The sequence below is a fragment of the Arthrobacter sp. 9MFCol3.1 genome (assembly GCF_000620385.1).
GTDB lineage: Bacteria > Actinomycetota > Actinomycetes > Actinomycetales > Micrococcaceae > Arthrobacter.
Window position 1 is genome coordinate 151,761 of record NZ_KK211131.1, and the last position, 15,063, is coordinate 166,823.

The following is a 15,063-nucleotide window of genomic DNA, read 5'->3' on the forward strand; positions in this document are numbered from 1 at the left end:
TGTCCTAAGCGGTCTTCTAGACGGTCTTCTAGACGATCGCGGACACGCCGGTGACGGCGCGTCCCGTGATCAGGGTGTTGATCTCGAACGAACCCTCGTAGGTGTAGATCGCCTCGGCGTCCGAGAAGATCTTGGCCATCCGGTAGTCGGTGACGATCCCGTTGCCGCCCAGCAGGGACCGGCCCATCGCCACGGTTTCGCGCATCCGGGCGCTGACATAGGACTTTGCGAGGGCCACCTGCGGCATGTCCGCGGCGCCGGCGTCCTGCAGCTGGGCGATCCGGACCATCATGCCCATGCTGGCCACGGCGTTGCCGAGCATTGTCACCAGCTGCTGCTGGACGAGCTGGAACTTCGCCAGCGGGCGGCCGAACTGCTGGCGTTCGACGGCGTACTGCCGGGCGACGTCGAACGCCGCGAGCTGCTGCCCCACGCCCTGCCAGGCCACCATGATCCGGGAACCGCGCAGGAGCTCGTTGGTGTCCTCGAAGCTGCTGATCCCGGTGAAGCGGTCCGTTTCGGCCACCCGGACGTCGGTGAAGACGATGTCCGCGTTCTGCACCGTGCGCAGGGCAATCTTGTTCTCGATCCGGCTCCGGCTCACGCCCGGCAAGGTGGCGTCGACGATGAAGCCGCGGATGCCGCCGTCGGCCTCGTCCCGGGCCCAGACCAGCATGTAGTCGCAGAACGTGCCGTTGCCGATCCAGCGCTTGGCGCCGTTGAGCACCCAGGCGTCGCCGCCGCCGGCCGCGCCGCCGGGGACCCTGCGGGCCCGGGTTTCCATCCCGCCGGCAACGTCCGAGCCGTGGTCCGGTTCGGTGAGGGCAAAGGCGCCGGTGGTGCGCAGGCTTGCCGCGTCCTCGAGCAGGCGCGCCTTTTGCTCCTCGGAGCCGAAGCCGTAGAGCGATTCCACGAAGAGGTCATGGTGGACCAGGAAGAAGGTGGCGAGCGAGGTGTCCACCCGGGTCATCTCGGCGATGACGATCCCGGCGAACAGGTTGCTGTAGCCGCGCTGGGCCGGGGCGCTGAGCTCCAGGGCGGCCAGCTTGGGCAGGATGTGGGCCGGGAATTCGGCCTTGTTCCACCAGTCCGTGGCGAACGGGGCGACCTCGGCGGCCAGGAACTCGCGCAGCTGTGCCAGCTTGGCCCGCTCCGCCGTGCTGAGCAGGGCTTCGTAGTCGAAGAAGTCCGCCGTGGGCAGCCCCGCCACAGACGGTGCTGACACAGGCGGTGCTGACACAGGCGGTGCAGCCGCAGACGGCGCGGACACAGACGGCGCGGCCGCGGCGGCCGGCCCGGCAGCGCTCATCCCGGACCCGGTCATTTCGGGCCCATCCGGATGGCACCGTCGAGGCGGATCGTCTCGCCGTTGAGCATGGCGTTCTCCACAATGTGCGCGGCGAGGTTCGCGTATTCGGCCGGCCGGCCCAGCCGCGAGGGGTGCGGCACCTGCTGGCCGAGGGAGTCCTGCGCCTCCTGCGGCAGGCCGGCCATCATGGGGGTCTCGAAGATGCCCGGCGCGATGGTGACCACCCGGATCAGCGAGCGCGCGAGTTCGCGGGCAATCGGCAGCGTCATGGCGGCGACGGCCCCCTTGGAGGCGGCGTAGGCGGGCTGGCCGATCTGGCCGTCGAACGCGGCGACGGAGGCGGTGTTGATGATGACGCCGCGTTCGGGGCCGCCGAGTTCCGTGGCGGCGGGCTCGGTGGCTGCCATGGCGGCCGCGGCGAGGCGGATCACGTTGAAGGTGCCCACCAGGTTGATCTGGATGACGCGGTTGAAGGCCTCCAGCGGGAGCACGCCGTCGCGGCCCAGGACCTTGCCGGGGGTCGCGATCCCGGCGCAGTTGACCACGATGCGCAGCGCGCCGAGGGCGGCGGCGGCGTCGACGGCGGCCTGCACCTGCGCCTCGTCCGTAACGTCGGCAGGGACAAAGACGGCGCTGCGCCCGCCCCCGGCGGCAGCGCCGGCAGCGGCTGATGCGGTCAGTTCGGCGGCAAAGGCGTCCCCGGCGGAACCCGGCAGGTCCACGAGCACCACCGACGCGCCGGCGTCGAACAGGCGCCTGGCCGTGGCCGCTCCGAGACCGGAGGCCCCGCCGGTGATCAGCGCGACAGTACCCTTGATGTCCATCCATCCTCCTTGATGTGGAACCGAACCCCGGCCGCGAAGCCTCGACGTGGGCGGCGCCTGCAGAGGCGGCCCGCGGGGAACATTAGTTAGTGAATGTTAACTGGAATGCGGCCAATGCGCACCTTTGGGCCGCACCCGCCGGGGGCGCGGTCACGGTCGCGGTCCGGACGGGCTCCCGCGATTAGGCTTGAGCCATGACCCGAGCCGACGCCTCCGCCCCCAACTGGTCCTTCCGCGCGGACGAGGCCGCCCGCTCGGTAACCAGGCTCTTCGGGCAGCGGCTCTTCTTCCTGCCCGGCACCCACATCGCCGCGATCCTCCGGCCCTCGGGCCGGCTGAAGAACCTCTCCCAGCCCTGGCACTACTGGTGGCAGGCACACTACCTGGACTGCCTCGTGGACGCCGGCCGCCGGGAACTGGGATCCCCCGGGAATCCGGGAGCCAAGTTCGACGGCGAGAACCGGCCCAGCGCCGGCCGGCTCGCCTCCCGGCTCGTCACGGGCATCCGGCTGCGCAATTTCCTCACGGTGGTCAACAACTACTACGACGACATGGCCTGGCTGGCCCTTGCCACCCTCCGGCTGGACAAGCTCGCCGAGGACACCCGCAAGCACACCGGCCGGGAGCGCAACGCCAAGGTCCTGCAGAGCCTGACCCTGCAGTTCGACTCCGCCTCCACGGACGACCTGGGCGGCGGTACGTTTTGGAGCACGAAGCGCGACTTCAAGAACACACCCGCCACCGCACCCGTGGCCCTCTACTACGCGCGGACCGGAAACCGGGCCAAGGCGCAGTCCCTGCTGGACTGGCTGGACGCCAGGCTCTACGAGCCTGAACAGGGCCTCTACCGCGACGGCCTGCGGATTTCCGGGACGGGCGACGCCGTGCTGGAAGAGACCATCTACACCTATAACCAGGGGCCCGTCCTCGGCGCCCTGCTCGAACTCGGGGGCGAGTCCAACCTCGGGCGCGCGGCCGCACTGGTCGATGCCGTGGCGCGCAACCTGACGCAGCCGGCACCGCTGCTGGGCCGCACCGCCGCGGTGCTGCGCTGCGAGGGAACCGGCGACGGCGGACTCTTCACCGGGATCCTCGTCCGCTACCTGGCCCTGGCCGCCGCCGACGAACGCCTCCCGGCCGAAACCCGGGCCACGGCGGCGGCACTCGTGAACGATACGGCCGAGGCCCTCTGGGAAGGCCGCCGGATCCTCCCCCCGCACGACCGCCTCGCCCGCCCCGGCAGCCATCTGGTCTTCTCCGACCGCACCGACGCGCCGGCACGCCGCAGCTACCCGGAAGGCGCCGCCGTCGAACTCTCCACGCAGCTCCAGGCCTGGATGGTGCTGGAGGCGGCCGCATCGATCGCCCCGGCGCCCGCCCCGTAACCTGGCGACAATTACGTCACGCAACAGTATCGTAATTCATGTGATCCTCATCACTTAAACCAGCCTCAGGTTGGTCGCTTAGGTTTGGCTAACCTACAGTCTTTCTTAGTGAGCATGCCCTAACTTCCCCGCTCACGGGGGGCAGGGCACTACGACGACTTCCTTGCAGAAAGTAGCCCCATGAAGATCCGCACCAACGCGCTGGCGGGCATCGCTCTGGCCGCCACTGCCGCCCTGGGCCTGGCCGCCTGCGGCTCCGGTTCCTCCGCCCCGGCCGGCAGCAGCGCAGCCGGCAACGGCTCCTCCGCCGGCGAGATCACGGTCTATAACGCCCAGCACGAATCCCTGACCAAAGAGTGGATCGACGCCTTCACCGCCGAAACCGGCATCAAGGTGACGGTGCGCCAGGGCGACGACACCGAGATGTCCAACCAGATCGTCCAGGAAGGCCAGGCCTCACCGGCGGACGTCTTCCTCACCGAGAACTCCCCCGCCATGGCCCAGGTCGAAAACGCCGGCCTCTTCGCGGATGTGGACAAGGCCACCGTGGACCAGGTCCCCGCCGAATTCCGCCCCTCCACCAACAAGTGGACCGGCATCGCGGCCCGCTCCACCGTGCTGGTCTACGACAAGAACAAGATCAGCGACGACAAGCTGCCCAAGTCCATGCTGGACCTGGCCAACCCCGAGTGGAAGGGCAAGTGGGCCGCCTCGCCGTCCGGCGCCGACTTCCAGGCGATCGTCTCGGCCCTGCTGGAACTCAAGGGTGAAGCCGCCACTGAGGCATGGCTCAAGGGCATGAAGGAAAACTCCAAGCCGTACAAGGGCAACAGCACGGCCATGAAGGCCGTCAACGCCGGCGAGGTCGACGCCGCCCTGATCTACCACTACTACTACTACGGCGACCAGGCCAAGACCGGCGAGAACTCCAACAACGTCACGCCGTTCTACTTCAAGAACCAGGACCCGGGCGCCTTCGTCTCCATCTCCGGCGGCGGCGTGCTGAAGTCCTCGAAGAACGCCGCAGCCGCCCAGTCCTTCCTGAAGTTCATCACCGGCAAGAAGGGCCAGGAAGTGCTCCAGAAGGGCACCTCCTTCGAATACGCCGTCGGCTCGGACGTCCCGTCCAACGACAAGCTGGTTCCGCTCAAGGAGTTGCAGGCCCCCACCGTGGATCCCGCCAAACTCAATTCCGCCAAGGTCACCGAACTGATGACCCAGGCAGGACTGCTGTAGCAGCAGTGACTAACAAGCTGGCGGTCTCCGGTCCCTCTGCGGATTTGACGACTGACACGACGACGGCGGGCAGGGGCAAACGCCCCCGCCCGCCTTTCGGCGTCTCTGTCGTGTCCATCATCGCGGTCCTGATCGCCCTGTTTTCCCTGGTGCCCCTGGCCTACGTGGTCTTCATGACAGCCTCCACCGGCTGGGACACCGCCATGGCCCTGATTATCCGCCCGCGCGTGGGCGAACTCCTGCTGAACACGGTGCTGCTGACCGTGGTGACGGTGCCGCTGTGCCTGGTCCTGGGCGTCGGCGGCGCGTGGCTCGTCGAACGCACGTCCCTTGTGGGCCGGAAGTGGTGGGCCGTGCTGCTTGCCGCCCCGCTGGCCATCCCCGCGTTCGTCAACAGCTACGCGTGGGTTTCCGCCGTGCCGTCCCTCGGCGGGCTGTGGTCCGGGGTCCTGATCGCCACCCTGTCCTATTTCCCCCTCGTGTACATCCCGGCCGCCGCGACGCTCAGCCGCCTGGATCCGGCGATCGAACAGTCCGCCGCCTCCCTCGGCCTCGGCGCCTGGCGCGCGTTCTTCCGCGTGGTGCTCCCGCAGCTGCGCATCGCCATGACCGGCGGCGGGCTGCTGGTCGCCCTGCATCTGCTGGCCGAATACGGGGCCTTCGCGATGATCCGCTTCGACACCTTCACCACCGCGATCATGGTGCAGTACCAGTCCACGTTCAACGGCACCGCCGGGAACATGCTGGCCAGTGTCCTGGTGTTCCTCTGCCTGATCCTGCTGCTCGTGGAGGTCCGCAGCCGCGGCAGCGCCCGCTACGCCAGGATCGGCTCCGGGGCCCAGGCACGCGCCTTGCGCCTGCCCCTGCACGCCTACCAGCTCCCCGCCCAGCTGTCCCTGATCGCCCTCACCGGGCTGGCTTTCGGGCTGCCGCTGACGTTTGTGCTGCGCTGGATCGTCGCCGGCGGCCCGGAAATCTGGGCTGCCGAGGAATTCATGCCGGCCCTGCTGCAGACCTTGGCCTACGGCCTCGCGGCGGCCGTCGCCACCACCGTGGTCGCGTTCCCCATGGCCTACCTGGCCGTGCGGCGGCCCGGCTGGTTCAGCAAGTCCCTGGAGCTGTCCAACTACATCACCAGCTCCATGCCCGGGATCGTGGTGGGCCTGGCCTTCGTGACCGTGAGCATCCGGATGGTGCCCAGCATGTACCAGACCTCGGCGCTGCTCATCGCGGCCTACGTGCTGCTGTTCCTCCCCCGGGCCCTCGTGAACATCCGCTCGGGGCTGTCCCAGGCACCGAAGGAACTCGACGAGGCCGCCCAGGTGCTCGGCAAGCCGCCGCTGCTGGCCTTCCTGCGCGTGACGCTGCGCCTCACGGCCCCCGCCGCGGCAGGCGGCGCGGCCCTGGTGTTCCTGGGGATTGTCAACGAGCTCACCGCCACCCTCCTGCTCTCGCCCAACGGGACCCGCACACTCGCCACGGAGTTCTGGAGCAAGAGCAGCGAGATCGACTACGCTGGCGCCGCCCCCTATGCGCTGCTGATGATCCTGATCTCGGCGCCCATGACCTATCTCCTCTTCCAGCAGTCCAAGAAAGTAGCCGGACAGTGACCGATATTTACCCGTCGCGTGAGGCCCCCTCGCGTCTCCCCGAGCCGCGGGTCGCGGCTTCCGTGGCCACCAGCACCAACAGCCACCTGGAAATCGACGCGGTCACCAAAAACTTTGGGCCCCAGGCCGTCCTCAAGGGTGTCAACCTCTCCGTCGCCAAGGGCGGAACGACGGCGATCGTGGGACCCTCCGGCTCCGGCAAGACCACGCTCCTGCGCCTGATTGCCGGCTTCGAACACCCGGACACCGGCAGCATCTCACTCAACGGGATCAAAGTGGCCGGGGAGAACGCCTGGGTCCCGGCCCACAAGCGGCACGTCGGCTACGTCGCCCAGGACGGCGCCTTGTTCCCGCACCTGACGGTCGGACAGAACATCTCCTTCGGGCTGGACGCCGCCCAGCTCCCCGGCGGGCGCCGCGGGGTCAAGGCGCGGGTGGGCGAGCTGCTGGAAATGGTCTCCCTGGACCCGGCCATGGCCAAGCGCCGCCCGCACCAGCTCTCCGGCGGGCAGCAGCAGCGCGTCGCCCTGGCCCGGGCGCTGGCCCGCAAGCCCGCGCTCATGCTGCTGGACGAGCCCTTCTCCGCCCTGGACGCCGGCCTGCGCGTGGCCACCCGCCGCGCCGTGGCCCAGGTCCTGAAGGACGCCGGCGTCACCACGATCCTCGTCACGCATGACCAGGCCGAGGCGCTGTCCTTCGCCGACCAGGTGGCCGTCATGCGCGGCGGCAAGCTGGCCCAGATCGGCAACCCGTTCGTCGTCTACACGCGCCCGGCGGACCGTGCCACCGCCGAGTTCCTGGGCGACGCCGTGATCCTGGATGCCTGGATGGAAGGTTCCCTGGCCACGTGTTCGCTCGGCGGGATCCCCGTGCGCCGCCCGCCGGCCCAGGGCCGGGTCCAGCTGATGCTGCGGCCCGAGCAGATCCGCATTTCCGAGGACGGCCCCATCCGCGGCACTGTGGTGGACACAGACTACTTCGGCCCCGAGACCACGGTGCGGCTCCAACTCCCCGTCCCGCCGGTCCTTGCCGCCGGCGCCATCCCGGACCACCGCTACCCCGGCGGCGGGGAAATCATCACCATCCGGCACTGGAACGCCTCGATCGCCCGCCCCGGCACGGAGCTGCGGCTTCGCGTGGTGGGCGAGGCCGTCGCCTTCCCGATGGAAGAGCAGCAGTCCCAATAGTCCGCTGCTTTAGGCAGACGTGGTCGTGCAGGTCAACGGGCCTGGCGTCGTCATCCCTCACAGCTGGACCCAACCCACGAGCGACATACATCCGGAGCGTGCGTCCGATAGTCGATCCGCCTGCACATCACGTGCGCTGCGCCGCCCTCGGAGGTCCCCGCCTCCGGCAATGGCCGTGCAGGGAAGAATCGCACCATGGATGCGGGTTGTCTCACAACCCTAGGGATGCGAGGCGTCTCTTCGCCCCGGCGGGCATGGCGGCCCGTGCCGCGGCAGGGGGCGAGGCTGAGGCCCCGCGGGAATAAGAACCGCGGCCACCATGTTCGTTTCCGGTGTGAAGAACATCGGATTCCTGTCCTTCGGCCATTGGACCGACCACCCGGATTCCGGCACGCGCACCGCGTCGGATGCGCTGCTGCAGGCGATCGACCTCACGGTCGCGGCCGAGGATCTGGGTGCGGACGGCGCCTACTTCCGAGTCCACCACTTCGCGCAGCAATACGCCTCACCGTTCCCGCTGCTCGCTGCGATCGGGGCTAGGACAAGCCGCATCGAGATCGGCACCGGCGTGATCGACATGCGCTACGAGAACCCGCTCTACATGGCGGAGGACGCCGGTGCGGCCGACCTGATCTCGGGCGGGCGGCTGCAGCTGGGCATCAGCCGGGGTTCACCCGAGCAGGTCATCGAGGGGTGGCGTCATTTCGGCTTCGCCCCCGCCGAGGGCGAGTCGGACGCCGACATGGGCCGCAGGCACACCGAGCGACTGCTCGAGGTGCTCACCGGCAAGGGCTTCGCGGCGCCGAACCCCCGCCCGATGTTCCCGAACCCTCCGGGCCTGCTGCGCGTGGAGCCGCACTCGGAGGGCCTGCGCGAGCGCATCTGGTGGGGCTCCGGCTCGAACGCCACGGCCATCTGGGCGGCGAAGCTCGGCATGAACCTGCAGAGCTCCACGCTGAAGGATGATGAGAGCGGCAAGCCCTTCCACGTCCAGCAGGCCGAGCAAATCGAGCACTACCGGCAGGCCTGGAAGGAAGCGGGGCACGAGCGGGAGCCGCGCGTCTCGGTCAGCCGCAGCATCTTCGCGCTGACAGACGAGCGCGACTGGCACTACTTCGGCCGCGACCGCCACAGCTCCGACCAGGTGGGCAACATCGACGAGAAAACGCGCGCCGTCTTTGGCCGCTCCTACGCCGGTGCCCCGGACGAGCTGGCCGCGAAGCTGGCCGAGGACGAGGCGATCGCCGCGGCAGACACCCTGCTGCTCACGGTCCCGAACCAGCTCGGTGTCGACTACAACGCCCACGTCATCGAGTCGATCCTGAAGTATGTGGCGCCGCAGCTGGGCTGGCGCTGACCCCTCGTGACAGATTCCCCGGGCACTGCAGTCGCGGTTAAGCTCGGCCGCCCGGCCACAGTCGGGCCTTCTGGCCGCCGGCGGCCGACGCCATGACCTCTTGGGCGCCCGGCCGCGGGCTGTGGCGGATTGAGACCGCCCAGTGCCCGGCATAGGGTAGGCGGATGACTGTTCAGCCAGGCCTGCACCGCCAACACTGCTCCGTTGCCGCCCCCACCCAGCTGTGGCTCGATCCTGACGGCCGCCTGGCCGGCGAGGTCAAACCGCCCGGCGCCGGCGACCCTGCTGAGCCGGCCGGGTTCACCGGGCTGCTCCACGGCGACACCCGGATGCTCTGCCGGGCGCTCGTGCGCGTCAACGGCCTGGAACCCGAACCGGCGGCCGTCGAGACGGAGCCCGGCGGCGTCCTGCGCGTCCGGGGCCTGGTCCGGGGCATCCCGGGACCCACGGAGGATCCCGCCGTCGAGCTCCTCCAGACCTGGACCGTGACGCCGGGCCTGGTGCGCCACACCCTGCAGCTGCGCACCTCCCTGGATTCCCTCGACGTCGAAGTCGACGTCGAGCTCGCCGCCGACTTCACCGACATGGCCCAGATCCGCCTCAGCCGCTTCCGTGACGCGTCCGGGCCGGTCTCCGCCGATGAGTCCACGCTGCGCTGGCAGGAGGGCGGCAAGACCCTGGCGGTCGCGGCCGCCGGCGCCGTCACCCCGGAAGGCCACCTCGCCTGGCGCGGTACCCTGGGCCGGGGCCGGCCGTTCGAGGCCGAATGGCAGGCCGTCCTGACCGATCATGACGACGCCGTGGTGGCTGCCCGCCCGCCCGCGGCCCGGCCCCCGCGGACCGGGCCGGTGGGGGCCCTGGGCCTGCTTCTGGATAACTCCCTCGATGACGTGGCCGGGCTCCGGCTGGCGACCCGCCAGCTGCCGGACGCCCCGTTCATCGCCGCCGGGGCGCCGTGGTACTTCACGCTGTTCGGGCGGGATTCGCTGTGGGCGGCGCGGCTGCTGCTGCCCTTGGACAGCGGCCCGGACAACGGGCTGGCGGCGGGCACCCTGCGCGCGCTGGCGGCTTTCCAAGGCACCCGGACGGACGCGGCGGCCGCCGAGGAACCCGGCAAGATCCTGCACGAGCTGCGGTCCAAGGAACTGGTGCTGGAGAGCCAGAACCTGCGCCTGCCGCCGGTGTACTTCGGGGCCGTGGATTCCACCCCGCTGTGGCTTTGCCTGCTCGGGGAACTCTGGCGCACCGGCCGGGACGAGGACGCCGTCCGGTCGCTGCTGCCGAACGCGGCACGCGCCGCGGAGTGGCTGCTCGCCGCCGGCGCCACCGGAACGGACGGCGCAGCGGACAGTTCAGTAGACGGTTCAGCGGACGGCGCAGCGGACGGCGGGTTCCTCAGCTACCGTGACTCCACGGGCCACGGCCTGAGCAACCAGGGCTGGAAGGACTCCCGGGACGCCATGCAGTTCCGCGACGGCCGGCAGGCGGAGGGGCCCATCGCCCTGTCCGAGGTGCAGGCCTACGCGTACCAGGCAGCCATGGGGACGGCCGAACTGTTCGACGCGTTCGGGGAACCCGGCGCCCAGGCGCTGCGCGACTTCGCCGCGGCCCTCCGGCTCCGGTTCCGGGAGCGCTTCTGGGTTGAGGACGACGGCGGGCCGTTCCCCGCCATGGCCCTGGACGGGCACGGGGTCCCCTTGGACATCCCGGGCTCGAACATGGGACACCTGCTGGGCACGGGCATCCTGGACGCGGCCGAAGCCCGGATCGTCGCGGACCGGCTGGTGAGCCCCGAGCTGTTCTCCGGCTACGGCGTGCACACCATTTCGCGGCGGGCCGCAGGGTTCTGGCCCTTCAGCTACCACTGCGGCTCGGTCTGGAGCCACGACACCGCCATCGCGATCCGTGGCCTCCTGGCCGACGGTTTCGTTGCCGAGGCTCGGATCCTCGCCGACGGCCTGCTCGCGGCGGCGGCCTCCTTCGGGCACCGGTTGCCGGAGGTGTTCGCCGGGGTGCGGGCCGAGGACTCGGGCGTCGCGGTGCCGTATCCGGCGTCCTGCCACCCGCAGGCGTGGTCCTCAGCCTCGGCGGTGGTGATCGCCCAGGCGATGGGCGTCGGGCTCTGACGGGCCCGCTGCCGCTGGATGTTCCCCGAACGGGGCCGCGGCGGCGCGCAGCCCGTCGGCCAGGATGACGACGCCGGTCACGGCGAGCGCCAGGCCCATGGAGGCGAGCACGTCGGTCAGCCAGTGGTACCCCAGGTACAGGCGGCTGAAGGCAACCACCAGTGTCCCGGCAGCCGCTGCCGCGAAGCCGAGCACCGACGTCGACCGTTTGCCCGTCCGCGTGCCGCGGGCCGCCAGCAGCAAGTAGCTGAGGACGCACAGGAAGACGCCGGCCCCGAAAGTATGGCCGGAGGGAAAGGACACGTCGTCGTCCGGTCCCAGCATGAAGCCGCTGGCGGCCGGCCGGCTCCGGCCGACGTCGTGCTTCACCAGCGTGGACACCGCGAAGGTTGCTGCCATGGCGCCGACCAGCAGGGCGGGACGCCAGACTTCACGCTTGAAGACAGCCCATGCCAGTGCCACGGCGCAGCCGATCACCGTCATCCACAGCGGCGACGTCACCTTGGTCACGGCCGCCAGGACGGCGGTGGCCAGGGGGTTCCGGGACGCCACGAGTCCGTCGTGCACCGGCGCGTCCAGGTCGGCCACGCCGCTGTTCGACTGCACGGCGGCGAGCACGGTCCAGAACATCGCCTCCCCGGCGATCAGCAGGCCCGCAGCCACGAAGAAAAGCCGCCGCTGGGACGGCAGCGGCAGGCGGGCAGTGGGTCGCGGGGCACGCTGGGCAAGGAGCATCGCCCAATCCTGCCAGCTTCAACTCCCTGCAGCCCGGAGGGCCGCTGGGAATTCTCTGGGATGCGCCCCGGGGCGGCTACGGTTCTCTGCTACGGTTTTCCGGGCCGCCGGGCCTGCGGGTACGGCGTTTCGAACCGGGCCAGCATCGCCACGAACCCGGCGATCTTCCGCTCCCGGGTCGAGGCCTGCTTGACCGAGTTGGTGCGGTAGATCAGGGCAAACCGGTTCACGGACGTCAGGACCTCGAACATCGCCTGCGCCCGCGGGTCCGCCGCGATGGCGGCGGCGAGGTCATCCGGGACCTCCGCCGTCGCCGAGCCCGAATAGGCGGCCTCCCAGCGCCCGTCCGCCTTGGCGGCGGCGACGGCCGCCTGCCCGGCGGGTGCCATCCGTCCCGCCGCCTCCAGGCGGTCAATCCGCTCCACGTTCCGGGCCGACCACACGCTCTTGGGTCCCCGCCGGGTCATCCGCTGGAACGAGCTTTCCTCGTCCCGGCGCCGCCCCTGCCCGTCGATCCAGCCGAAACACAGCGCCTCCTGCAGCGCGGCCTCGTAGTCCAGCTCCGTCACCGATCCGCCCTTCTTGTGCAGCACGAGCCACACGCCGGGACTCTGCGCGTGGTGCTGCTCCAGCCAGGCGCGCCACTCGGCGGCGTCCTTCACCAGCAGTTCCTCCAGTTCAACAGCCATGGGCCCATTGTGCCCTGCTGGGCTGACCGGAGGGGTGCTTTGGTGGCACCATGACAGGAGGAGCCAAAAACCGTCCCTCGCAAGGAGATCCCATGCTGCGCGTCCGCCCGATCCACTACACCTCCCGCATGGACCAGTGGGAGGGCCTGCTGTCCGCCCTCGGCATGGTACGGACAGTCGACGACGGCGACTGGCAGGAGTTCGACGCCGGCTCGGGCCGCCTCGCGCTGCACCGGGTAGCGGCGGTCGCCGCCGGGGCGGATGCCGGGGACGGAGCCGGTCAGGACGGCACCGCCCTGGATGGAAAGACGGACTTCGGCGTCGAGGTCGGGGATCTGGCGGAGTTCGCACGCCGCACCAACGCCGCCGGTGGGGAGGACGGGACCGCCCCGGCCGAGCTGGTCAGCGCCCGCCACGGCGATACCTGCCGCATCACGGGCGAGGACGGGTTCGCTTTCTTCGCGGACAAGGCCGCCCACGGCGCGCAGTGCGCGGACGCCGATCCTGCCCTCGCCGTCGTCGAAGTCTGGTTCACGCCGGACGCGGCCGCCGCCGCGCAAACCCTGCGGAACATGGGCGCCCGGCTGCGGCCGGCCCCGGACGATGACGAAACCGCGGATTTCACGGCGAAGAACGGCGGCGTGCTGATGGTCCGGCCCGCCAGCGGCGCCGCCCGAACCGGCTTGGGGTTTGAATACACCGGCGACCTCGCCGCCCTGCGGGACCGCCTCGCGGCCGCCGGCCACCGTGTCAGCCTGACGGAAGAGGCCTTCGGGCGGACCCTGCACGTGGCCAACCCGGACGCGGCCGACCTGCCGGAGAACCCCCACGGGGCGATGCTCTGGATCTCACACAAGCCCGAAGGCACCTAGGGCGTGTCTCCTAAAGCGGTCAGCCAGATACTGATTGCTCGGAGAACTGCTCCGCCGCGGTAGGTGAGTGCGAGTTTGTCGTAGCGGGTTGCCGGGGCCCGCCAGTGCTTGAAGATGCTGAAGTTCCGTTCGACGAAACGCCCGCATGGCCAATAGATTTCGACATGCCTGCCTCCGAGTATGTCTTGTAACTAATGATTGTTATGCCGATTCGAGCAGAGGGTTTCTAGACATATTTATGAGAATGGCCTGGTGCTTGGGAAAGCCATGTGATTGCACGGGAACTAGAACCCTACGGACGCGTTGCTTTCCCCTGGACGAGACGCCTCGTATCTCAAGGGTTTTGAGACAGTCTGGAGCGTAGCGGTTAGGGCGCCTTCACCGTGCATTTCATCGTACGGGGTAAACGTGCTTACAGAGGCTAGCAACAGCGCCGAGGGAAGAATTCAATCCTGGTTGCTCGCTAGGCGACCGGTTTACGGGACGATCCAACGGATTAGAAGGGGAACAGTCCGTATAACGGCGTCGCGCCATCTGTCATGTATTAATGGCAACCTACTAAGTCATTAAGCTTGTAGCTTGGCAACCGGCTGAAAAGGTGAATCGTGAGTCTTTCAACGTCCTATCCACGCGGGCCTCGGCTAAGCTTCCGAGACTTCAAAACAGCGGACATCGCAGACGTTCACGACTACACCTCAGATCCCGAGGTCACCCGCTGGTCGGCCTGGGGCCCAAACACTCTGGAACAGACGACGGCCTTCATCGATGATGCCGCCCGAGCACACTTGGAAGCGGATCGGTCCGCCTACTCGCTCGCCGCCGTCTTGGACGGAAAGCTCATTGGATCGGTGGCCGTGTGGACCACCGATCCCCACGACCGCAACGGAGAACTTGGGTACACGTTCCACCGCGCCTACTGGGGAAACGGGTACGCCACAGAAGCCGTCAGTCAGCTACTTGAATTTGGTTTCAACACGCTCCACCTCGAGCGCATCAGCGCCACGTGCCACCCGGGCAACATTGGCTCAATTCGCGTCCTGGAGAAGAGCGGTTTCTCCCTGGAGGGACGGCTTCGTTCCCACCGACTGGTACGGGGAGTCCGTCGGGACTCCATGCTCTATTCCATTTTGCGCGAAGACGTTTTTCCCCAATAAAACGGCCGTGGATGCAAGTGGTCGCGAGTGGCCGCATAGCCAGAAGGCTACCCCGATCTCGCGGTGCTCAGTTCAAAGTAGGCCGCGCCGCGATTGATGTCCAAGCAAGCTTGTGGCCTCCAAATCCAGTTGTGGACACCATGGACCAGGACCGCGTGCCCGGACACGTGCACGCGATAGCCCGCACCGTTTCCGATCGGCTCGCCCGAGCGGCGCTTCCCCTGGTTGCCGGCCATGGAGACTGGGAGAGCCAGAATCTTCGCTGGGAAGGTGCCGTCCCTTGGGCGGTCCACGATTGGGACAGCCTCGTGGCCCTTCCGGCAGCAGCTATTGTCGGTGCAGCCTCGGGAGCATTCGCCAGCACTACGGTCCCGACACTTGCGTCCTTGGAAGCTTCGGAAGAATTCATTGATTGCTATGAACGGGCGAGAGGCCAAGTGTTCACCGCTGAAGAGCGTGAGGTTGCCTGGGCTGCGAGCCTCTGGCCGGGCTACACAATGCCAGGGGCGAGAGCCTCTTCCAATCACCGCCTGTCGCCTTGCAGGCGCTCACCTGGCAAGCATCCGAAAGACTCCAACG

12 protein-coding genes are annotated in these 15,063 nt (G+C 68.9%); 8 read left to right on the top strand and 4 right to left on the bottom strand.

Annotation, left to right across the window (positions count from 1 at the left end; translation table 11 throughout):
- Window positions 1–28 precede the first annotated feature (28 nt).
- Together C560_RS0118110 and C560_RS0118115 are read right to left on the bottom strand one after the other, a co-directional pair.
- The gene (locus tag C560_RS0118110; RefSeq protein WP_043423403.1) at window positions 29–1,225 is read right to left on the bottom strand and encodes an acyl-CoA dehydrogenase family protein; all 1,197 of its coding nucleotides are present in this window, start codon (window positions 1,223–1,225) and stop codon (window positions 29–31) included.
- Between the two features lie 95 nt (window positions 1,226–1,320).
- Entirely contained in the window at window positions 1,321–2,133 is an 813-nt protein-coding gene (locus tag C560_RS0118115; protein ID WP_026539256.1) for an SDR family NAD(P)-dependent oxidoreductase, read from the bottom strand.
- Between the two features lie 194 nt (window positions 2,134–2,327).
- Between C560_RS0118115 and C560_RS0118120 the strand changes: the two genes are divergently transcribed.
- The 6 genes from C560_RS0118120 (at window position 2,328) to C560_RS22375 (ending at window position 11,034) form a co-directional block, all read left to right on the top strand.
- Window positions 2,328–3,518: a glycoside hydrolase family 76 protein gene (locus tag C560_RS0118120; protein ID WP_026539257.1), complete on the top strand. Its 1,191-nt coding sequence runs from the start codon at window positions 2,328–2,330 to the stop codon at window positions 3,516–3,518.
- A 180-nt stretch (window positions 3,519–3,698) separates the two neighbouring features.
- A complete protein-coding gene (locus tag C560_RS0118125) occupies window positions 3,699–4,754 on the top strand; it encodes an iron ABC transporter substrate-binding protein (RefSeq protein ID WP_026539258.1) in 1,056 nt (351 codons plus the stop codon).
- A 110-nt stretch (window positions 4,755–4,864) separates the two neighbouring features.
- A complete protein-coding gene (locus tag C560_RS0118130; protein WP_026539259.1) occupies window positions 4,865–6,364 on the top strand; it encodes an ABC transporter permease in 1,500 nt (499 codons plus the stop codon).
- Complete coding sequence (locus C560_RS0118135; protein ID WP_026539260.1) at window positions 6,361–7,551, top strand: ABC transporter ATP-binding protein; 1,191 nt, start codon at window positions 6,361–6,363, stop codon at window positions 7,549–7,551. Before C560_RS0118130 ends, C560_RS0118135 begins: the two co-directional genes overlap by 4 nt.
- 319 nt (window positions 7,552–7,870) lie before the next feature.
- Window positions 7,871–8,908, top strand: a complete 1,038-nt coding sequence (locus C560_RS0118140; RefSeq protein ID WP_231494391.1) for an LLM class flavin-dependent oxidoreductase — start codon at window positions 7,871–7,873, stop codon at window positions 8,906–8,908.
- Between the two features lie 164 nt (window positions 8,909–9,072).
- On the top strand, window positions 9,073–11,034 hold the full coding sequence (locus C560_RS22375) for a glycogen debranching N-terminal domain-containing protein (protein WP_043423461.1): 1,962 nt from the start codon (window positions 9,073–9,075) through the stop codon (window positions 11,032–11,034).
- On the opposite strand, the gene C560_RS0118150 is transcribed toward C560_RS22375, so the two are convergent.
- Both C560_RS0118150 and C560_RS0118155 read right to left on the bottom strand, forming a co-directional pair.
- Window positions 10,987–11,769: a phosphatase PAP2 family protein gene (locus tag C560_RS0118150; RefSeq protein WP_026539262.1), complete on the bottom strand. Its 783-nt coding sequence runs from the start codon at window positions 11,767–11,769 to the stop codon at window positions 10,987–10,989. The two genes, C560_RS22375 and C560_RS0118150, sit on opposite strands and share 48 nt — an antisense overlap.
- Before the next feature lie 89 nt (window positions 11,770–11,858).
- Window positions 11,859–12,458: a YdeI/OmpD-associated family protein gene (locus tag C560_RS0118155; protein WP_026539263.1), complete on the bottom strand. Its 600-nt coding sequence runs from the start codon at window positions 12,456–12,458 to the stop codon at window positions 11,859–11,861.
- A gap of 92 nt (window positions 12,459–12,550) precedes the next feature.
- Here C560_RS0118155 and C560_RS0118160 point away from each other — a divergent pair, with 92 nt between their 5' ends.
- Entirely contained in the window at window positions 12,551–13,330 is a 780-nt protein-coding gene (locus tag C560_RS0118160) for a hypothetical protein (protein ID WP_026539264.1), read from the top strand.
- Between the two features lie 605 nt (window positions 13,331–13,935).
- Window positions 13,936–14,484, top strand: a complete 549-nt coding sequence (locus tag C560_RS0118165) for a GNAT family N-acetyltransferase (RefSeq protein WP_026539265.1) — start codon at window positions 13,936–13,938, stop codon at window positions 14,482–14,484.
- The last annotated feature ends 579 nt before the right edge of the window (window positions 14,485–15,063 follow it).